Origin of the sequence: Blautia sp. DFI.1.216, assembly GCF_020594215.1 — a bacterium.
Lineage (GTDB): Bacteria > Bacillota > Clostridia > Lachnospirales > Lachnospiraceae > Blautia_A > Blautia_A wexlerae.
Genome location: NZ_JAJDML010000002.1, coordinates 47,945 through 69,246, shown reverse-complemented (window position 1 = coordinate 69,246; position 21,302 = coordinate 47,945). Strand labels below are relative to the sequence as shown.

General features: G+C 39.8%; 21 protein-coding genes and 1 pseudogene. 1 reads left to right on the top strand and 21 read right to left on the bottom strand.

The features are described 5' to 3' along the window. Positions 1–120 precede the first annotated feature (120 nt). Positions 121–1,242, bottom strand: a complete 1,122-nt coding sequence (locus tag LJE11_RS01230) for a DUF4062 domain-containing protein (RefSeq protein WP_055149049.1) — start codon at positions 1,240–1,242, stop codon at positions 121–123. Between the two features lie 122 nt (positions 1,243–1,364). Further along, positions 1,365–1,709, bottom strand: a complete 345-nt coding sequence (locus LJE11_RS01225) for a hypothetical protein (protein WP_015533346.1) — start codon at positions 1,707–1,709, stop codon at positions 1,365–1,367. Positions 1,710–1,838: 129 nt separating this feature from the next. On the opposite strand from LJE11_RS01225, the gene LJE11_RS01220 reads away from it, so the two are divergent. Next, entirely contained in the window at positions 1,839–2,090 is a 252-nt protein-coding gene (locus tag LJE11_RS01220; protein WP_015513363.1) for a helix-turn-helix domain-containing protein, read from the top strand. Between the two features lie 54 nt (positions 2,091–2,144). Here the strand turns inward: LJE11_RS01220 and LJE11_RS01215 are convergent, their stop codons facing one another. The 19 genes and pseudogenes from LJE11_RS01215 to acsE all read right to left on the bottom strand — a co-directional run bounded on the left by LJE11_RS01215 (position 2,145) and on the right by acsE (position 21,244). Further along, positions 2,145–2,753 (bottom strand): DUF6664 family protein, encoded by a 609-nt coding sequence (locus tag LJE11_RS01215; protein ID WP_055147690.1) that lies wholly within the window; start codon positions 2,751–2,753, stop codon positions 2,145–2,147. A 296-nt stretch (positions 2,754–3,049) separates the two neighbouring features. Next, positions 3,050–3,547 (bottom strand): annotated as a pseudogene (locus tag LJE11_RS01210) (carboxymuconolactone decarboxylase family protein); the annotation flags it as partial. A 28-nt stretch (positions 3,548–3,575) separates the two neighbouring features. Next, positions 3,576–4,046 (bottom strand): flavodoxin, encoded by a 471-nt coding sequence (locus LJE11_RS01205; protein ID WP_020994036.1) that lies wholly within the window; start codon positions 4,044–4,046, stop codon positions 3,576–3,578. Between the two features lie 126 nt (positions 4,047–4,172). Next, positions 4,173–5,051, bottom strand: a complete 879-nt coding sequence (locus LJE11_RS01200; RefSeq protein ID WP_008703856.1) for a LysR family transcriptional regulator — start codon at positions 5,049–5,051, stop codon at positions 4,173–4,175. A 221-nt stretch (positions 5,052–5,272) separates the two neighbouring features. After that, positions 5,273–5,593: a nucleotide pyrophosphohydrolase gene (locus LJE11_RS01195; protein ID WP_008703857.1), complete on the bottom strand. Its 321-nt coding sequence runs from the start codon at positions 5,591–5,593 to the stop codon at positions 5,273–5,275. A gap of 92 nt (positions 5,594–5,685) precedes the next feature. After that, complete coding sequence (locus tag LJE11_RS01190) at positions 5,686–7,503, bottom strand: DUF6320 domain-containing protein (protein WP_008703858.1); 1,818 nt, start codon at positions 7,501–7,503, stop codon at positions 5,686–5,688. Next, the gene (locus LJE11_RS01185; protein WP_020994037.1) at positions 7,500–8,450 is read right to left on the bottom strand and encodes an alpha/beta hydrolase; all 951 of its coding nucleotides are present in this window, start codon (positions 8,448–8,450) and stop codon (positions 7,500–7,502) included. The genes LJE11_RS01190 and LJE11_RS01185 overlap by 4 nt, the downstream gene beginning before the upstream one ends. Positions 8,451–8,591: 141 nt before the next feature. Then, positions 8,592–9,740, bottom strand: coding sequence for a beta-aspartyl-peptidase (gene iadA / locus LJE11_RS01180; RefSeq protein WP_044952676.1), 1,149 nt, complete (start codon positions 9,738–9,740; stop codon positions 8,592–8,594). A gap of 32 nt (positions 9,741–9,772) precedes the next feature. Further along, a complete protein-coding gene (yfcC, locus tag LJE11_RS01175) occupies positions 9,773–11,293 on the bottom strand; it encodes a putative basic amino acid antiporter YfcC (RefSeq protein ID WP_008703861.1) in 1,521 nt (506 codons plus the stop codon). Positions 11,294–11,430: 137 nt separating this feature from the next. After that, positions 11,431–12,420 carry a hypothetical protein gene (locus LJE11_RS01170; RefSeq protein WP_008703862.1) on the bottom strand — a complete coding sequence of 330 codons (990 nt, stop codon included), beginning with the start codon at positions 12,418–12,420 and terminating at the stop codon, positions 11,431–11,433. Positions 12,421–12,520: 100 nt separating this feature from the next. Beyond that, the gene (locus tag LJE11_RS01165; protein WP_008703863.1) at positions 12,521–13,108 is read right to left on the bottom strand and encodes an ATP-binding cassette domain-containing protein; all 588 of its coding nucleotides are present in this window, start codon (positions 13,106–13,108) and stop codon (positions 12,521–12,523) included. A 71-nt stretch (positions 13,109–13,179) separates the two neighbouring features. Continuing rightward, positions 13,180–13,968 (bottom strand): ABC transporter permease, encoded by a 789-nt coding sequence (locus tag LJE11_RS01160; RefSeq protein WP_008703865.1) that lies wholly within the window; start codon positions 13,966–13,968, stop codon positions 13,180–13,182. Further along, the gene (locus LJE11_RS01155) at positions 13,946–14,920 is read right to left on the bottom strand and encodes an ABC transporter substrate-binding protein (protein WP_020994039.1); all 975 of its coding nucleotides are present in this window, start codon (positions 14,918–14,920) and stop codon (positions 13,946–13,948) included. The genes LJE11_RS01160 and LJE11_RS01155 overlap by 23 nt, the downstream gene beginning before the upstream one ends. A 90-nt stretch (positions 14,921–15,010) precedes the next feature. After that, positions 15,011–15,859, bottom strand: a complete 849-nt coding sequence (locus LJE11_RS01150) for a glucosaminidase domain-containing protein (protein ID WP_020994040.1) — start codon at positions 15,857–15,859, stop codon at positions 15,011–15,013. A 1-nt stretch (position 15,860) separates the two neighbouring features. After that, on the bottom strand, positions 15,861–16,715 hold the full coding sequence (locus LJE11_RS01145) for a bifunctional 5,10-methylenetetrahydrofolate dehydrogenase/5,10-methenyltetrahydrofolate cyclohydrolase (protein WP_008703871.1): 855 nt from the start codon (positions 16,713–16,715) through the stop codon (positions 15,861–15,863). A gap of 172 nt (positions 16,716–16,887) precedes the next feature. Next, positions 16,888–17,517, bottom strand: coding sequence for a cyclodeaminase/cyclohydrolase family protein (locus tag LJE11_RS01140; RefSeq protein WP_008703872.1), 630 nt, complete (start codon positions 17,515–17,517; stop codon positions 16,888–16,890). A gap of 92 nt (positions 17,518–17,609) precedes the next feature. Continuing rightward, complete coding sequence (locus tag LJE11_RS01135; protein ID WP_008703875.1) at positions 17,610–18,278, bottom strand: DUF3786 domain-containing protein; 669 nt, start codon at positions 18,276–18,278, stop codon at positions 17,610–17,612. 106 nt (positions 18,279–18,384) lie between these two features. Further along, positions 18,385–20,325, bottom strand: coding sequence for a corrinoid activation/regeneration protein AcsV (gene acsV, locus LJE11_RS01130; RefSeq protein WP_008703877.1), 1,941 nt, complete (start codon positions 20,323–20,325; stop codon positions 18,385–18,387). Between the two features lie 133 nt (positions 20,326–20,458). After that, a complete protein-coding gene (acsE, locus tag LJE11_RS01125; RefSeq protein WP_008703879.1) occupies positions 20,459–21,244 on the bottom strand; it encodes a carbon monoxide dehydrogenase/acetyl-CoA synthase methytransferase subunit in 786 nt (261 codons plus the stop codon). Between the last annotated feature and the right edge of the window lie 58 nt (positions 21,245–21,302).

Genomic DNA, 21,302 nt, shown 5'->3' with positions numbered 1-21,302 from the left:
GTGGTCTTTTGGTCTGGAAAAAGAAAAAGGGCAGAACCCCGAAGAGCCCTGCCCGTAATAAAAAATACAGCCATGTATATTTGCAAATAAATACGCATAACTGTATTAGTTTAATTCTTATTAATCTTCAAACTCTTTTAACTCGTCAAGCGGTTCTTTTGAAGTATCTATTGCCATATTGTTCTTTAACCAATCAGCTTTGCTATAACCTGTTCCGGTCAATTCAAATATTTCACCTTTATACCCTACAGCTTTAACCCAGCCCCATTCTATAAGTCTGTCTAAAGCCTCTTCCCATCTCGCAGATTCTCTTTTTGAATTATCAGCCATAAACTGCTTACCTGATGTAAAAATCTGAGTAGGTGAACCAAGTGTCCGTATCTTTAGTATTTGCCCATCACCATCAGCCGCATATACTAATAAAAAGGCAGAGTCCACTGGAATGTTCCCAACATCATCTAGCCCTACAACTGATTTATTTTCTTCTGGATTTCCAATAATTAACGTATTATCTTCAACCTGGAACAATTTTTTGATATCTTCACTTGTTGCTGTAGGAATTTCTTTCAAGGTTAACTGGTTATTTTCTAGGTCAGTGAGTCTACTATAGAATTGAGAAAACATCTCTTTCATGTCATCTAGCATCTTCTGCTGATGTTCTCCAAGTTCAGTATTTGCTTTATTTCGTCCTTCTGCCTCTTCATTAATTATATCCACTATATCTCGATATCGAACCCATCCAGCGTTATCATCAACATAGTTAACGGCGTTCCTAAATGTCGGTGATGCCACATACTTTAAACTGTTTAAATCTGTGAAAAAATCAACTGTATTTTTATCATTTTTGACTTTTTCTCTAAACTCATCCAGTTTCTTCATTTTATCATACTTATCATTTCCGGTATCCTTTTCACTTTCAGAAATAGCCGAAGGTTGTTTAATCAATACAAGTACTGGTAATCCTTTAGTTTTTGCATAATTGTATTCTTTCTCTGTGTAACTTATACCAGTTTCTTCATCAATTGACCCATACCTAGCACCAATAACAAGAAGATAAAAATCACACTCATCAATCATTTTTGTTATAACATTCCATTGACTTGTAGGTGCAGCATGAAATTGCTCCATTCCTACCGGAATAAAATTATTCTCTAGTGCCACACCTACCAATGCCTGTCTTTCCTTTTTAAGATCTTCATAGGTAGAACTTATAAAAATAGAAAACTTTCGTCTATTCTTCATATCAATATGCTCCTTTTATACTTATCTCTTATCACTCCAGGTTTCCGCAAAATCAAATTTCACAAACTCTACTAATAATGATACCACAAAAATGAGTTAGGGTATATTTTTATTTACATTTCTTAAGCTAATTCTCGAAGCCATTCTCTGATTTCCATTGGTGTATTTTTGCAAAAATCCCTAATCCACATTTCATGCAATCTGGACTCTGATTCTGTATTTTCTATGCTCACAGCACATCCACCTGTTTCCTGAAGTGCTTCCAAGCAATCCCATTCTTTTTTAAAGTCTCCTGCAAATTCCATCCAAACTTTTATGTGATATTCCTTAAAACCAAGATGATAAATCAGATAAGTCAACCTGTCGAAATCAGCTAACTGCATTTTTTCTTTCTTAAATAATAGCCTTTTATCATGCTCGCTGCATAAATATAAAAATGCAAACTGTTCTATTTTTACCTGCTCCATATATTTCTCCCTCTTCTGTTCTTGTCTCACTTTTACAACCGATTCTACCTTGTCCAATCGTTAAAATCAATACAGATGGTGCAAAAAGTGAGACAAGCCATCCTTTTACCAGAGAGGAAGAGATTTAAGATGCCAAAGCCAAGGACACAGTCTGGTGAGAAGAATCTGATTAGCCAGCGATTGATTGAACTTCGCAAGACCCACAATATGTCTCAGCGTGATCTTGCCTATAAACTCCAGTTAGCTGGTTACGATATGGATAAAAATGTAATCACCAGAATCGAAACAAACAAGCGTTATGTCACTGATCTTGAATTAAAAGCCATTGCTGAAATCTTTCAGGTTTCATACATATTTCTCATTGATGGCAAAGATGAATAGAAGTGACAAATGGGGAAGTTCCTTTCGTGCTTCCCCATTTTATCCGTCCCTTTTTTACAAATTTAATAGTTCCAGAATTTTCTGCATGCCAGCCTGATATAAAGATTCCGCATATAATATCCATCTCTCACTAACTTCAGTAACGTATTTGTCTATTGTTTTTCGCTTTTCTTTTGATAATCCCATTGTCTGAACCTGTTCTTCATATTTCGATATTTTTTCAAGCATTCCCTGGTACACTGTATTTTCTTTCAGCTGATCTTCAACCTCATCAATCCAGGTATCCAGCAGCAACTCCAGCAGTTTCTTTGTGTCACCGTCATCATTTCCCAATATTGCTTTTTTAATTTTTCCAAGCATTGCTCCATAGGAGATCATTTGAGCCTGTCCCATATAAAAATGGTACTGTTCTTCTATCATTTCCTTTTCGCTTTCCAGTCGGAAATATTGATGCACTGCCTTATGCTCTTCTGTCGTTAGACTGATTGCCTGATTCGACTCCATAAATGTTTCTATTACTGGATACCTCTCTGTAAGTTCCAGTATTTTATTTTGCAGTCTCTGGTATTCCGCATCATGCTTTTTCAGATAGGTGCAAACCTGTTCTCCTATCCGTATCCCCAAGCATTGCTCATTCCAGATGATATCTGGCTGTGCTGTCATATCGGTGTCTCCCTTCTGTGTAGTTTTCCTGTTCCAAGCACAAGACTATACCACACTTCTGGGAGAAAGCTATTCACCAAACCTACTGAAATCTCCTGGCAGATCCTGTGCAACCTATCCCTTTTTCCACAAAAAAACTGGTATGAAAGACTCCTTGTTCTCTCATACCAGCTATCTATTTCTTATTTAACTGAATACACATTCTTTTCTATTCTCTGTGTATCCTGTACTTATTTATGGCAAAAATCAGACTACAGACACGCTATACACTCTTATGCTACATAATCCAGTTTACTGCATCCTGGTTCGAATGTCACATTGAAAATTCCAACCTGAGAAGTAGAAATCGGTGCAAGAAAACTCCTGCCCGAAAAATACTGTGCAAAGCCATCGTTTGGTGCACCAATTGGAAATACCATCTCTTTTGCATGCGCCCGCATCGCTTCCTCTTCGTATGGCAAATCTCCTTCGCCTGTTTCCCACACTTCCTTTGCAAGATTGAAGACAGCCCATGCTTTTGGCCAACCTGCATAGAATGCGGCATGTGTGATCACTGCAGCAATCTCTTTTTGTGTCACACCATGATTTTTTGCATTTTGAAGATGATATCTTAAAGAAGAATCCGTAATTCCGGAAGCCATCAGAGCAACCACTGTAATAATGCTTCTTGTTTTTACGTCGATGTCCTGATTATTCCAGTTTTCGCCGAAAAGTACATCATCGTTAAAATGTGCAAATTCCGGTGCGAATTCACCAAGTGTATTTCTCCCTGCTGTCTGTACTATTTTTCCCATATTCTGTATACCTCCATAACGCTGTTATTTATAAAGAGTTTACCCATTCAGTGATTTCCTGTTTCGTTCCACATTTTAACAGTCTGCCTTCTGTAATAACTGCGTCTGATGCAGATGACTGCAATTCTTTCACAGTGTTCCCAAATCCACTTCCTCCGGATGTTGCAAAAAGCACAATCTTTTTACCACTGAAATCGTAAGCTTCTAAAAATGTATTGATGATTGTCGGAGCCACATACCACCAGATTGGGAATCCCAGAAGGATCTCGTCATAAGAACTCATATCCATCTCTTTTTTCATAATCGCCGGTCTATATTTTTTATCACTCATTTCCACACTGCTTCTGGATTTTTTATTCATCCAGTCAAGATCAAGCTTTGTATATGGAACTTTCGGCTCAATCTCAAACAAATCCGCTTTTGCTTCCTCTGCGATCATCTGTGCTACTTTTTTTGTTGTTCCGCTTGCACTGAAAAATGCCACTAATTTTTTACTCATAATAAAAAGCCCCTTTCTATACGTATTTTTCACAAAAAAATAGATGTATAAGATTTACATTCATCTTACACATCTATTTTAAGCTCTATCGCTTCATTATGTCTAATGCTTATATTGAATTTTGTTTTATGCCTGAAAAGCATTAATCTCCTCGATCATTTTACGGACTGCCAAAGAATATGGGATATTCCGTCGCCAGGCAATCACCGTACTAGTCTTTATTTCAGGAGAAATTCTTCGCTGTACAAGAATATCCTCTCGCCAATACTTTGCAGCACCCTCAATTGAAATTGGATACCCCAGTCCATTTGCCGCCATAACTCCGGCATTCGTTCCAAGATTACTCGTAAAAGCAATCTGTAATTTTGAAAAGTCTTTCCCAAACCAGTTGGCAAGTTCACTTTGAACGTTCATTCTTTCCGGCAGGATCAAGGGCTTTCCAATAAGATCTTCTTTTTTTATAAACTCTTTTTCTGCCAGCGGATCATCCGGCCGCATTCCAACACACCAGTGATCGCAATCTGTGATCCGGATATAATCCAGCCCTTCGGTGTCCACCGGCTCCATGAATAATGCAATATCTACAAGTCCTTTGTTCATCATCTCATACACTGCATCTGCTGTTGCAGTATGCAATACAATCTGAACCAGCGGATATTTTTCTTTATATGTTTTACATATCTTCGCCAATGTCTCCACTGCTGCAAATTCACCGCATCCAATGGTTATCGTGCTCTCTACAACCTCTTCTTTTCCTTTCAGTTCCTCAAGCGTCCTTTCCTCAAGATTAAGAATCTCCAAGGCACGCCTTTTTAATAAAATTCCTTCATCAGTGAGCGATATTTTCTTCCCGTTTCGAATAAATAATGTTATTCCCAGGTCCTCTTCAAATGCCGCCATTTGTCTGGATAGCGTTGGCTGGGTAATATGCAATTGTTCTGCTGCTTTTGTAAAGCTCTGTTCTTTTGCTACTGTTAAAAAATAGCGTAATAATCTTAATTCCATATCTTTATATTCCTACAAATTTTTCTTGTAACCATTCTATCATATTGCATCCCAGACATATCTGCACAAAATACCGTGGGTTATTTTTGGGTTATTTTCTAACCGCCTATGCCCTTCAGACTGTGATTTTACTGGCTTTTGGGCGAAGCTTTCAAAGAGTGCCGTGGCATATAAATAGTATTTTTATCATTGTTCTTATAACGCCTCTTCCTTTTCCACTATTATAGCTGATCGTACTTGGCCGCACTCCCTTTTGCCTTATCTACCGGATACTTTGCTTCATTCTGCGACATCTTCATATTTATGATTTCATCTGCATCCAGTTCCAGTTTGTCTAACAGATTCTGACTATAAACCAAAACATCCGCCAATTCCTCCTTGACATGTTGCAGATCATATTCTTCATCAGACCACTGAAAACACTCTAATAACTCTGCTGCCTCAATTACGATTGATTTTGCAAGATTTGCCGGCGAATGAAACTGATCCCAGTTTCGATCTTCTGTAAATTTTCTAATTCTGTCTATTGTTTCATACTTCATAATTAAATACTCCTTTATTTTGCTACTTCTAACAATGCTTTCTGACAAAGTGAAATTTTTCAGACACGCTCTAATGTTTCATCAACACTATTTTATACATGCAGATTTTTCTGCATCTCTTCTTTAAATTCTCTTCCTTTAAACAATATCACTGCTACAAGAAACAGGAAACATATTAACGCTCCAAACATACTTACTGTTGGATTTTTCACCACTTTGCATAAGAGTAAGATTCCCGGAAGAATCAATCCGTATCCGGCAGCCATAATTTCGTAAATAAGATACTCTCGCACAGGGCATTTCCGCACCTTAGCGATTACAAACATCGCTGTAAGTGTAGATACACTCATGATCGGCAGCACAAGATCTACAGACCAACTGTGCCAACCGGTCAGTGCATCCCATATAAAGCAGATAATAGTACCGATAAAAAGCTGCCACATCGCATTTTTCAGCAGATTATAGCGTTTAAAAAATCCAATCGATGAGGCAATCCACATTGTCACAACGCCTCCGGCTGTGAATAAGGTCCAGCGAATTCTAGGATGGAAATTATACTCCGTAACAAGCATTGCTGCAACAATTGCAATACACAGAAAGCTATAAATTTTATAGACTTTCATTTCCTGTTCGCTTGGCTCATTTGTCTTTGGAAATTCAGGTTTTACTTTTTCAGATGCAATTCCCTGTTCTTTTAACAAGCGATAAAAATTACGTTCAACGTTCACTGTGTCGTATCTGGATGTAAATGCAAATGATAATTTATCCTGAAAAGAACACAAACACAATTCAAACTTAGGAGTGTTTGTGTACACACCAAATCGTTCAATATAAGGCACATAACTCGCATGCATTTTAACCGCACTCATATTAGAGAAGATTGCTGTCGTGTTCTTCTCTGAATATTTTGCCCCGGCCTGAATACATAGATTTTTCAATTCCAAAGGTGCAAGCCTCAGAATCGGATGCAGTTCCAAAGCAAGCAACTCGCTGATATGCGCTGACATCTTTTCTTTTGTCAGTTCTGTCTCAAAAAATTCTTTCGTATATTTCAGTATTGCCTCAAAACTTTGATCTTGTGTAGTAAAATTATATCCCGGCTCAATCCAATTAAAAAAATTCAGCATCGATAAAGACGGGAAAAACTTTCTTAAGTTAACCGGAACCATTAACACGACCGGCTTTTTCTTTTGCATTTTAGACATTTCTTCATTTATTGCCATCATAAATAATGCTGTCAAAAAGACTGTCATAGATACTCCGAGTTCCCTGCTCCGCTTCAATACTGCCTGAACTGAAACAACAGATTCATGGACGTGCAGATGATTTCCATCTTTCTTTTTTCTCCGTATCTGGAAAGCATGTAGTTTTCTTTTTTCCGGTCGTTTCTGATCTTTTGAATAATATTTCAAAAAACTATCAACTTCTTGATCTTGTACCGTCATATCTTCTGGTAACAATGAAACTGGTTCTAATCCATTTACTTTGTGAATAAGATAGAGATAATTTTTTACCAGTTCTTTTAAAAATTCTGTCGCTCCTGTGCCATCTGTCAATACATGGAATACTTCGAAGTTGATTCGTTTTTTATAATAGGTTACTTCAAAAAGCAGTGTCTTCTTATCCTTTATATAGAGTCTACTACAAGGCTCTTTGTACTCTTCCTTTACAATCGGTCGTAAATTACATGGCTCAAGATAATGCCAGAATAATCCTTTGCGAAGCACCATTAAAAACGTAGGAAATGTTTCTATTGTCTGATTCAATGCTTCCTGCAAAACGTCAGGATTTACTTCTTCTTTCAATTCGCAGTAAAAACGAAACACTCTCGTATCTTTTTTATTACTGGCAGCAGAATATAATTTTGCTGCATTATCTAGTTTTCTCCAACGTGCTTTTTTCTTACTCACAGTGTTTCCTCTTTCAGAAATTCATTGATATAGGTGAAACTTTCCTGTACATGAAGCTGCTTGATCCCCAACGCAAAATATCCATGTAATGCATCTTTGATCCGATGTATCTCCACATAATTTCCAGCCTCTTTTAAGCGCTTCCCATATGCTTCCCCTTCATCTCGAAGTGGATCAAATTCACATGTAAGAATCAATGTATCAGGTTGATTCGCTAAATCTTCTGCTATGTATGGTGCAAAATAAGGATTCTTCTTATCCTCTTTATTTCTCGCATAAAGATCAATATAATCCTGCATCTTCCCAGCTGTCAAAAGATAATCTGTTCCATTTTCCTTAACAGATGGAAATGGTGAATTTTCTGTATAATCATTATATGTAGCCGGATAGATCAGTATCTGTCTTTTTGGCATAAATTCTCCACAATCTCTAGCCATCAAAGATAATGCTGCACAAAGATTCCCTCCGGCACTATCTCCGATCAATGTAATATTTTCGGGTTTTATGTTGAGCATAAAATCTCCGGAATATAATGTTTTCGCAACGGCATAACAATCTTCCAGACCTGCCGGGAATTTATCTTCCGGTGCCAGTCGGTATTCAACTGCAACTACATATTGTCCGGTTGCATTAGCAAGCCGGGCACAAATTCTTTCATAATTATCGATACTCTCTGTAACCCAGCCGCCGCCATGTATAAACAAAAGCATCTTTTTATCTTGAATATTATGTTTCTTTTCTTCACTCTCACGAAAACTTTTTTCAGTTGGAAAGAAAATACGAATCGGGACTGCATGACTCCCGTTATATATTTTCTCATCTATTTTTTTATAAAAAATCTTCATAGGATCCAATCGTTTTAAATCCGCCATATGACGAAATGCTTCTACTTCCACACCATCAAAAGACAGAGCTTTCAAAATCTTCTTCGCTGTCTGATTAATCAATACTATATTCTCCTTATACCCGTTCTTATATCTGTAAAAGACTACGAGCCCATTATATCATAAAGTGCTTATTAAAGTGAATTTAATATTGCAAAAAGCACCAGCCAACTGAATGACTGGTGCTTTTAACATCAATATACTTTATTTTGTATAAACTGTATTCCCTTTTGCAATTACTTCAACAAGCTGAAGTTCCTGGTCAAGAATACAAAGATCCGCATCATAGCCTTCTTCAACCTTACCTTTTCCTTTGAGGCGAAGAATATCTGCCGGATTAGATGTAATTGTAGAAATAGCTATTTCTAAAGGAATTTCTGTTTTAAATACACATTCCTTTACTTCCTTCAGAAGGCAGCTGGACTGTCCAACGCCCATTCCAAGGAATTCGCCATCACTACTGTACATCGGAAGGCTTCCCTGTCCATCAGAAGAAATTGTCATGCGGTCAGGATTTACTCCTGCATCCAGCATCCGTTTGATACCATTACATACACGTACCTCATCACAGATAGTTTCCCAATAGTCAATATCTTCATTTCCGGTAAAGTCTACTGCTCCGCCTTTCAGCGCATACTCAATCGACTTGCCAAAAAGCATCTCATTTCGATTGATATGTGTTGGCAGTATTTGAGAAGCCGGTATCTCTGTCTCATCTACCACTCGTTCAATAAGATCTAAGCATCTCGGACTGTCGCCAAGATGAACATTTACAATACCTGCTTTCCCAGAAAGAACACCGCCAAGTCTTGTATCCGCAACGACACGCGCAAATTCCTCAAAAGTCGGCTGTGAAGAACGATGATCAGAGATCGCGATTTCTCCGGTTCCAATGATTTCCTGAATCATCATAATATCTTTGACAATACTGTCAGTCAATGTGTGAACCGGAATCTGATAACTGCCTGTATAACAGTATGCAGACATTCCCTGCTCATTCAATCCTTTTGTCTTTGCAACCAGTGCACACATATCACGACCGATTCCATCCGTTCCAAGGCAGCCAACAACTGTTGTTACTCCAAACTTCGTAAGTCCTTCCATAGTTGCTTCCGGAGTACGATTGGCGAATCCACCTTCGCCACCGCCTCCAAGTACATGAACATGACAGTCAATGAATCCCGGAGTTAAAAGTAACCCCTCTCCATTGATCATTTCTGCCTCAGAAAGAAATCCGTCTGCGCATATAGAGCCTGCATCTTTAATCTTGACAATCTTATCATTGATTATAAGTACATCTTTTTTCCCCAGATGCTGTGGGGCATAGACATCAATATTCTGAATTAATTTCATCATAAATCACTCTCAATTATCAAATGTATGTTTTAGAATCCAGTTCCAACTGCAATAAGAATTGTAATAATTGCACCAATCATTAATACACCAAGGAATTTCCACATGAATTTAATCCAGTTAGACCACTCAATCTTTGCAATTGCAAGAGATCCGATCAGGCATCCTGATGTAGGAACAATCAGGTTTGTAAATGCATCACCAAGCTGGAATGCAACTACAGCTGTCTGACGTGAAACACCTAACAGGTCTGACAGTGGAGCCATGATTGGCATTGTAATCGCAGCCTGTCCGGTTCCGGATACAACGAAGAAGTTGAATACGGACTGGAACAGATACATAAGTACTGCTGCAACTGCTCCGGAAACTCCAGACAGTGCATTTGAAATATTATACATAATTGTATTAATAACCGTAGGTGTTGTCGGATCAGATCCACCAAGAACCTGCATGATGCCCTGTGCCATAGCAACAACAAGTGCAGCACCGATCAGGTCTTTTGCTCCATCTTTGAATGATGTTGCGATATCATTCAGTTTCATATCGTTCAGTTTAAAGATAACTCCAATCACACCGGAAACAATTCCCATAATGAAGAACTGAGTAGCAATCTCTGGCATGTAGTATCCTTGAGTCATAACTCCCCAAACTACCCATACTACTGTAGCAGCCAGTGTCAGAAGAACTAAAATGTGTCCAAGACCAAATGAATGTCCTTCGTCAATTCCTGTTTTTTCATTCTGCTCACGGAAATATGCATCGGTCTTATATGCGATTGAGATTGTCGGAGTCTTTTTGATCTTTGATGCATAGAACATAGTCATTCCACAGCCGAGTGCTGTAAATACTACCCACATTACCATACGGAATCCTGCTCCGGAGAATACGTCAATACCTGCAATTCCCTGTGCAATACCTACAGAGAATGGATTCATCCATGATGAACCGAAACCAATCTGTGTTGCAACATAAGTAACAAGAACTGCAATAACTGAATCGTATCCAACTGCTACAAACAACGGACAAAGAATCATAGTAAACGGAAGTGCTTCTTCTCCCATTCCAAAAACTGCTCCACCAAGAGAAAACAATACGAAAAGTATCGGAATCAGCAGTTTTTCTGCTCCCTTTGCCTTACGGATCAATCCAATCAATCCGGATTCAATCGCTCCTGTACGGATCATGATACCGAATGCACCGCCTACTACCATAAGAAATGCGATAATCTCGATTGCAGAACTGCTTACGATTCCGTTATACATATAGTTGAAGAATCCTGTTCCACCATCTCCACTAAAGAGTGCTACTCCTTCTGTTACTACATTTCCTGCATCATCTGTCAGATACTGAAAACTTCCGTCTTTGATTACTGTACGGGTTTTCTCAACACCATTGATCATATACGAAATATCCTGTGTTTCGTAAAATCCCTTTGGTACAAGGAAAGTCAGAAGTGCAGCGACAACAACTACTAAAAAGATAATAATGTAGGTATCAGGCACTTGAAATCCCTTGTTAAAAGACTTTAACCCTTTTCCTTCTTTTTTGCTCATTTTCGAGTTTCCCTCCCATTTTTGATATACTATATCAGTGTACCATAAAATGCCTAAAATATAACTAAAAATTTACATATTTTATCAATTTTTGTCATTTCCCTGTATTTTTATACATCAAAAGATAGGTGTTTTATTCAATCAATCACATCATTCTGAAATCTTGACAAATGTTCATAAGGTAAGATCAGTCTTCCCCTGAACAGTCCGCACCCATCATTGATCAGGCTGTTATCTACTGCGGAAAACATATTTACATCCAGATCTGCCAGTTCCAGCTGCAAAAGACGCATGCCCCGTTCATAGGCTTCATCGAAATAAACGCACTCGCCTTCTGGAATAGCATCACGTCTTGCACGCTCATCCTGCTGTTTCTTCTCATATCCCAGATGATTCGCCGGACCAATTTCCGCAGTGTCATCCATTTTCTGGGTACGCAGCTGCACTTCCATGAAAGAACGGGAACTGTTATCATAAACTGTGATATGTAATGACTGATATCCTTCCCCACTGGTTCCACAGATATAATCCCGGTAATACGTCTTCACATCTTCATTAAGAAGCGGCGACGTACTTTTCTTTACTCCATAGGCAGACTCCACCGTAAACCCTCGTTCTTCCAGGAACCCGGGAAGAACATTGGCAATCTCATAAAGATAGCGGATCGACGCCGTTTCCTGATCTTCTCCTGGTTTCAGATGACACTTGGGCATACACAACACAATTCTGTATGCAATAAAATCCCGAAAACAACTGAGTTTATTTTTCAGTTCCGACACAGGAGGATAGGTTCCATGTTTTGTATAATAATCGTAAATATATTCCACAATATAGCCGTTAAATTTCTCTTCTGCCCGGATCAGCGATTTGATCCTTCCTTTAAATGTAAACGCAAGAAACGGATATTCATGAGCCATATATTTATAAAATTCCCGGATCTTCTGGGACTGGGCCGTAAGGAAATCATTGTGTTCTAAAAGCTCTGTGATCTGAATCAGGAAATTCACATGCATCAGATCAATCTCATTATGAGTAAGTTTCGCTTCTTTTCTCAGATCCCGGGTATATTTCTGTAAAATTTTTAAGACTGTATCTCCTGAATACAGGTAATCATTTAATGTAATCATAAGCTTTTCCTCTTTTGGAGTTATAGCGTGTTTGAAGATTGTAGAAATGATTTTTCAAACACGCTATAATCTATAACCGAAATTTAGTTTTTCATTAATTTTAATGCTTTGTCAATATATCTACTGTTCTGTCAGCCTTTAACCAAACTGCTTCTTTTTCTTCATGAGTAACAAAGATCAACGTCTTTCCCTCCGTCTTTTTCAAAATATAATCAATTGTTTTTGCTCTGGTTTTTTCATCAAGACCTCTGAGAGGTTCATCCATGATCACACAGTCTGATTCAGCCAGCAATGCCCTCAGGATAGATACTCTCCTGCGCATTCCTCCACTCAGTTCACGAACCGGTTTCTGCCATATCTCAGTAAGCGCAACTGCTTTATACGCCTCCTCCAGTTCTCTGTCTGTTATTGTTTCTGTACATACCAGTCTTATATTAGAAGCAGCGCTCAGATTTTCACACAGACGATCTTCCTGAAATACTGCACTGAGTTTCCTGTCACCTACCCCTTCTATTTTCCCCTTATCCGGAACATCCAGTCTCAGAAGAAGCCGTATCAGTGTTGTTTTGCCACATCCGGATCTTCCTCTGATACAAGTGGTTTTCCCTTCCGGAAAAACACAGGACAAATCTTGCAGTACCTGCTGTTCTCCGTATGCTTTACTAATATGATCTACCTTTATATCCATATCTCTTCTCCGCCTGTAACAGACCTCATAAATAATGCATTTAAGAGGATTATCATAAATCAAAATTTCCGTTATCTATGTTCTATCATATAAACTACTCTGCTTACAATTCCAAGAAAACACTTTTCAAATACAAAACTGATCACAATTATCACAATTGTCCACGCAAAAAGATCCGGAGTATTCAGATATATTTTTGCATTATACAGTTTCTCACCAATAGAACCTGAAGGTACTCCAATAACCTCTGCTGCCACTCCTGCTTTCCAGCACATTCCAAGAGAAAGCCTGCATGCTGAGAGAAAATAAGGCAGTACCTGCGATACATAAATATACCTGATCTGTCTTCTGAGATTCACACGAAATACTTTTGCCATTTCCAGTATCTTCCTGTCCGTCTGTCGTATTCCCTCAAGGATATTTGTATATATCACCGGCAGAACCATAAGAAAAGAAATAAAAACTGACAGATTTTTCGAAGGAATCCATATCAGGCACAAAATAATAAAAGATGCCACAGGTGTAGATTTGACCACTGCGATCACAGGTGCTGTCAGGATTTCCACTGTTTTTGACCAATATGCCCACACTGCCAGAAAGATTCCCAGAAGCACAGCCAGAAGAAATCCTGTCACAATGCGTACAAAACTAAATCCGACAGACTGCCAGAAATTTCCGCTGAAAATCAGTTCAAAAAGCTTTCGGATAACAGAAACAGGAGATGCCAGAAGGATCTCCTGTTTCAGATACATACTCGCAAACTGCCAGATTGCAATCCAGAAAAGCACTGCTAATATGCGAATTCCTGTATATTTCGTTCCATTGTCAGTTTTTGCTCTATCGTTTGTAATAGAATGCATCATCCGGCAACTGTCCTCCTATAATCTCAGGATTCTGATCATCCAGGGTTGCCAGATATCCCGAAAGCATGGTTTTCATCTTATCACCTTCAATAAACACAATACTGCAGTCAGGGATTGCTTTCTGTGCAACTTCTTTTGCAATAATATCATGATCTCCTATGATCTGGGCCGCAGCTTCTGTGTCACTGTTGACAAAATCTACAGATTCTTTATAAGCATCCATAAAATCATTTACTTTATCTGCATGATCCTGAACAAACTCATTGTTTGCGATCACAACTCCTGTCACAAGTTTACTTCCGTCATCCATGGAATCTTCCCACAGTTTGTTCAGATCCAGGGCAACCTTCAGCTTATCGTTTTTCATCAGCGCTGTAGTTACAAAAGGCTGCGGAAGAAGTCCGACTGCTGTCTGATCCTGCACAAGTGCGGAAACTACCTCTGCGTGCTCAGATTTAAATTCAACAGTCACATCTTTTTCAGGGTCGATTCCATTCGCTTTAAGAACAGAGTTCAGAGCATATTCCGGAGTTGCACCCTTCCCACTGGCATAAATAGTCTTTCCCTTAAGATCCTCCACAGATTTTACACTGTCTCCATTCTCCACAAGATAGAGAACACCCAACGTATTGACCGCCAGAACACTGACATCCTTATCTGTCTTCTGATACAACGTTGCTGCCAGATTTGCCGGAACAGCTGCAATATCAAGCTTGTCCTGTACTACCATCGGAACAATCTCATCCGGAGATGCAGCAATCGTAAAATCGTATCCGTCTTCATCAAGAAGCTGCGCCATTCCCATTGCTGTCGGACCTTTCAGGGCGCCTATCCGGACAGCATCCGAAGATGATCCTTCGGATGCCCATACGCTGACCTCTCCAGTGTTACCAGTCAATCCTGCACAGATACACAAAGCCATTGCACAAATCATCAATTTTCTTTTCATTTTACTCAACATCCTTTCTTTATTTAAGAATTTAAAAATCATGTACAGCAGTTCAGAAAAATAATACAAATAAGGCGCAAAACTCTGTCTTTATATCCCTGATTTCAAATCTGCCAGTATTTTTCTTAATTTACTTCCATAATCTTTTCCTGCTGCCCAGCCGCCGCCATAAGGATTTTCCTGGATTCCCAGCCATTCCACGTAAGGCGCCGTCTCTCTTGTCACGTAATCGAAGCGTTCATCTACACATTCCTGATTCAGGGAATCTGTGGAGGCGTAGGCTTTGAGATGCTGAACCTGAGCACGTATTCCTGTTCTTACATCCGGAAATGCGATTCCTTTGACTCCACCTCCGGTTGTTCCAAGACCTGCGAAATTGAACTGGTCGATTCCCGCATCACCACCGAAACTCAGCCATCCGGTTTCCAGCATTGCCTGCGCAAAAACTACTTCACCACGTACATTCTCGGCATTTGCCTCCTCTACAATAATATTGCAAAAGGTATCTATATCAGATGCTCCGCCACCACTGAGTTCTTCAGATGGGTAAGTGCATCCCTGACTGTTGTATAATGAACACATTTCATCGACGGAAACAGTTGTTCCACCCATAATCGTGTAGTATCCATAAGTATTATCTGTCGGGTCTTCATCGGAGATAATTTCTTCTCCGTTATTTTCTGCATTTTCGAGATATTTAGGTTTGGAGATCTGTCCCTCTCCTGAATGATCAGTTTCCTGACTGTTTTTTTCTGCACTATCAGTTGTTTTAGCTATCGTGTCGTCATCTGGGGTATCTGCAGCATTGTCTGCTGCGCTGTTTTCTGTATCAGTGGACGCTATCCCTTCACTGGCACTTACCAAAGCAGGTGCCCCGAACATCAGGGCACCTGTTATTGTCATAAGCAGCCAGAAATATTTTCCCGGCACTTTTTTCATCTTATGCGTTTACCTTTCTCATTGCAGCTTCTACCACATGACCAACCAATACAGAAGTTGTTACACTTCCAACACCGCCAGGTACAGGTGTAATAGCATCTACGATAGGCTCTACTGCTGCGTAATCAACATCACCGCAGAGTTTGCCTTCTGCATTTACGTTGATACCTACATCGATGATTGTCTGGCCTTCTTTTACATATTCGGCACCAACAACACCGGCGCGGCCTGCTGCTACAATAATGATATCTGCTTCACGTGCTACAGACGGCATATCTACAGTTCTTGTGTGGCAGATTGTAACAGTTGCGTTCTTTTTAACCAGCATCATTGCTGCAGGTTTACCAACAACAAGGCTTCTTCCGATTACTACTGCCTTTTTGCCTGTGCAGTCGATTCCGTAATGATCAAGGATTTCCATACAAGCCTGTGGTGTACATGGCGGGAAACCAATCTTCTTGCCTGTGAATACACCGGACATGGAAAGGTCTGTCATACAGTCAACGTCTTTTTCAGGAGCAAGTGCATTCTCGATCACTGCCTGATCCAGATGTTTTGGAAGCGGACGGAATAATAATACGCCGTGAATGCTGTCATCTTTGTTTACTTTATCGATTGTTGCAAGAAGTTCTTCCTGGGAAACATCTTCCGGAAGTAAGATTTTCTCACATGCAACGCCTAAAGTTTCGCAGCGTTTTGTTGCTCCTCTTTCATAGGAGATATCACTTGGGTTTTCACCAACACGGATGATGCAGAGGGTAGGATTTACTCCTTTTCCCTGAAGCTCTGCTACGTTTGCTTTGATTTTCTCATTTAATGCTGCTGTTACTTCTTTACCTAATAACTGCTTAGCCATTTGTCGTTCCCTCCGAAATTATACGTTATTATTCTATACTGTATCTGAATGATTTCAGCATAACCGCCTCATAAATCATATGCACTCTGTAAAAAAATACATCTCAATAAATAATGTTACACTTTATTAAAAGAGACGGAAAACAATACAGAAATTTCTATTTTATTTACTATTATTTCAGTCTGCCAAGTACGCTGTTAAATGTGTCATCTGCGATCTTTGTATATTTCTCAAGCATCGCATCTGCTTTTCTGTTTAATTCTTCTGCATACTCTCTGTCAGCCATGGATTTTGTGTTGATGTATACGTTCAGGCTGGCACCCTGTAATGCTGCTTTACAGAAAGCTGCACCAACGCCTGCATCACTGATGGCAAGCTTAGAGCCTTTTGCACCGAATTCTACGATCAGTTCAATTGCTTCACAGCATTTCTCCATGATCTCCATTGGTACAGAGCAGGCATCTTTTAATACGATCTCCATGACTCTGGCTTTCTCAGCTTTCTCTTCTTCTGTCTCTTTTGGCATTCCATATGCCTTTGATAATGGCTCGAATACTTCTGCATCACGCTCGATCAGACGGAGGAAATCCTTCTGTAACTGATCGCATTTTGCTTTTAATTCGTACATTTCGTCTTCAACATCCGCATATTTCTTTTTTCCTACAGTAAGGCTTCCTACCATATTTCCAAGAGCAGTTCCTACTGCACCAACTAATGCAGACGCACCGCCGCCGCCCGGAACCGGAGCCTTAGATGCCAGAACTTCAACGAATTCTGTACATGTACTTGTTGAAAATCCCATTTTTTCTCCCTCTTTCTTTCTGTTTATATTTACTTATCTGACTCTGATATCCGCGGATTATTCTGTAATCTCTATAATCCTGATATCATTTGTCATTTCTGAACGCATTTCAGATATGCTTTCAGAGAACCAATGATCACATCTCCCATAACTGCCATATCCTCTGCCTGGAAAGAAACAGGGAAGTTGTCAGAAAAGAGAATCTGTGAAGACGGCGGAAATTCCTCATCGCCTTCCCAGAGGATCATCTGTATTTTATATTCCGGAAAAATTTCTACTTCATAGGCAATATCTCCATGCTTTACAGGTATGGCACTGATATGCTCCATGATCGCCCTGAAATCTCCCGGACGGTTACCATAGGAAAATGCCAGACGTTTGATACATCTGCCGTCAAACTGTCTTAAATATACTTCTCCCCATGGCATCTCCCGGTATGTCTTAAATTTTCCGGAACTCTCAGACTTCACACCGTTTAAAAGAAAACGAATCGTCAGGATCCTTGCATAGATCATGTTCTCCAGTGGATAAAAACCTTTATCATCCGGAGTATGTGTTACTTCAAAATCCGGCCATGTAATCTGATACTGTGTTCCAAGAAAAGTTAAAGTAAGTTTTTTTGCTTCTTCATCGTAAGGAATAGACAGTCTGGAAGCAATTTCCTTCGGATCTGCAGTTGCAAACTCCTGAGTATAATGCTCCCATGGCATTCTTTCCTTACTGTCTTTTTCATAATTTAAATCACTTAAGCTAAACGCCATATAAATCTCCATAAACAGGACAGATCAAAGGGATCTAAAGATCCGTCCTGTTATTTTTATTTCTCTAGATATTCATAATTTCTCATATAGAAATTACTGAAATTCATCAGCGGTTCTGAATCTCTTCCATTACAGTCGGGAACATACTTGTATCTGTATGAGGAATAAAACATGCACCTACAAATTCATCCATATAGATCGGTACTGTAGAAAGTTCCATATATGTCATATTTGCAGCAAGTTCATAAGTCTTCTTCTCTGCCGGTGTTGACAGAAGCATCAGATACGCACCTGTCAGAGAAGAGTTACCAATGTAGTGGAATTTCTCGATCGGGATATCCGGGAACATACCGATGTTGACTGCATTCTGCATGTTGATACCGCTTCCGATACCGCCTGCAACATACACATCATCGATCATGCTCACATCGAAGTCCAGAGAAGTAAGCATTGTACGGATTGCTGAGAAGATGGCACCTTTGGCACGGATGAAGTTGTCAATATCAACTTCTGTAATCTCAACATCCTTTACAGAACCTGCCTCTTCCTCAAATGCAAGGATATAGCTGCCCATACCGTATTTGTCATGTTTGATTCTCTTTCCTTCACGGATAAATTTACCCTTGGGGTTGATGATTCCGCAGATATAAAGTTCACTGATCACATCGATGATACCGGATCCACATAAACCTACAGGTTTCGTTCCCGGATCACCTACGATCTTGTAGGTAGGCTCCATAGTCTCTTTGTCAATGGTACATGCTTCGATGGCTCCGTCTGTGGCACGCATACCACAGCTGATGTCACCACCCTCAAAGGCAGGACCTGCTGAACATGCACAGCTCATCATAAAGTCTGAGTTTCCAAATACAAGCTCTCCATTTGTACCAAGGTCGATAAACAGTGAGAATTCGGGCCTGTTCCAAATCTGGCTGACCAGAGTTCCGGCTGTGATATCGCCGCCTACATAGCTTCCGATATTCGGCGCCATAATAATATGAGCATCTTTATTGATATCAACTCCCACATCGGAAGCAAAAAGGGAATTGGTCTTAAAGAATGCAGGGATATAAGGCTCTGTACGCAACGGATCCGCATTGATTCCTGCAAACAGATGATTCATAGTTGTATTGGATGCCACACACATCCTGTAGATATGGTCTTTGGGAAATTTTGCACTCTTGCACATTTCGTGGATCATTGGATTGATAGTCTCCTTGATCACCGCATCCTGCAATTTTTTCTGACCTCCGGGTTTCTGTGATTCCACGATTCGGTTTATTACATCTGCACCAAAACGGATCTGTCCGTTTCCGGCAGAACTTTTTGCCAGAATTTCTCCATTTTCCATATTAATCAGTACAGCAGAAACTGTAGTTGTACCGATATCAATTGCCAGACCTCCGATGACCACATCCTCGTCTTTGCCAAATATATCATAGACATACATATCGTCAGAAGTAGCGCGGATCACACATTTCACTGCAAAATTGTTCTCTCTCAGTACATCAGGGAGTTTTTTCAGGACTACATATGGTATCCGTACTCTGTTGATATTTAAATATTTCCGCAATGCACGTGTCAGTCTCTCATTGTCCGGCATAGTATCATCCAGAGAGGGAACGTCCATCAGCACATCCACAACCTCCAGACTATTTTTCAGTTCAATGCCTGCCAGCTGTATATCACTCTTGGCATTTTCAAAAATGGCTATTTCCTCTTTCGAACTTAAATCAGCTACTTTCATTCTGCTCTTATAGGCAGATGCAATATCAGGTACCAGCACATTGACGTCCGCACTGATCTTGCTGCAGCAAGACAGACGCCATCCCGCCTGATATTCTTCGTCAGAAATATGTAATGTCTTTTTGCTTTCCAGTTCTCCGCTCTTTAACTGGACACGACATTTTCCGCAGGCTCCGTTTCCGGAACATGGTGCATCAATAGCCACATTGGCACTTCGTGCAACCTCCAGTAAATTATCCCCCGCATTGGCAAAAGTTTCTACCATACTGCCATCTTCGAATGAAAATGTTACCTTAAACATTCGGCAACCACCTTTCTCATAGTCGTAATAGCCTGTAATAAAACAGGGACCGAAGACCGAAGCCTTCAGCCCCCATAATTATGTATTCATTTATGTCGGTCGAATATTTTATTAGATTTCTCAGCTATACTGATTAGATTTCCAGGTAGGAATCTGCATACAGTGTATTGCCTTTGAATACATCACAGGATTTAATAGTTTCCATCAGACGAAGGTCGTTAGGATTAACGATTGCAGATGTAAGACCGTTCATCATAGCCATTGCTACAAGAGCAGAGTCCATGATCGGACGGATATGTTTCGGCATACCGTTACTGTTATTGGAAAGACCACCTGTGGAGTTCAGTCCCATATCAGAGAACATTTTGATTGCTTCAAGAACTTCCATCTGTTTGTCCTGCATTCCTTTTACAACCAGGAATAACGGGTCAAACCACAGATCTTCAGCTTCCATACCAAGAGACATACCTCTTTCAAGCATGTTCTGGCAGTGCATCATACGTTCATCATTGTCTGCTGCTACCATACCGGAAGAGCAAAGTGCGATACAGATGGCATCGTTTGCTGCTGCAAGGTCGATGTTTGTGATTCTGTCACCAGCATCAGCAGAGTTAACGATCGGTTTTCCTTTTGCTCTGTTATATACAGAGATACCAGCTTCAATAGCTTTCTTGTTTGTTGTATCCAGTGCAAGCGGAACATTGTCAAACTCTGACTGAAGGAGCTGTACTGCCCATTTCATCAGATCTTCTCCATCGTTCTCAGCAGGTCCGATGTTTACATCAAGGTAAGTAGCACCAGCGTCAAGCTGCTGTTTTGCTCTTTTGATGATCGGCTCTGGATCTCTTTCTGTAAATGCTTTGTTTACTGCAGGTGCAGTAGTGGAAAGTCTTTCTCCGATTGTTACAAATTTTGCCATAACCGTGTTCTCCTTTTTATTTATTTACACAGGAATAAAACCTGTATGCTTCTTATTA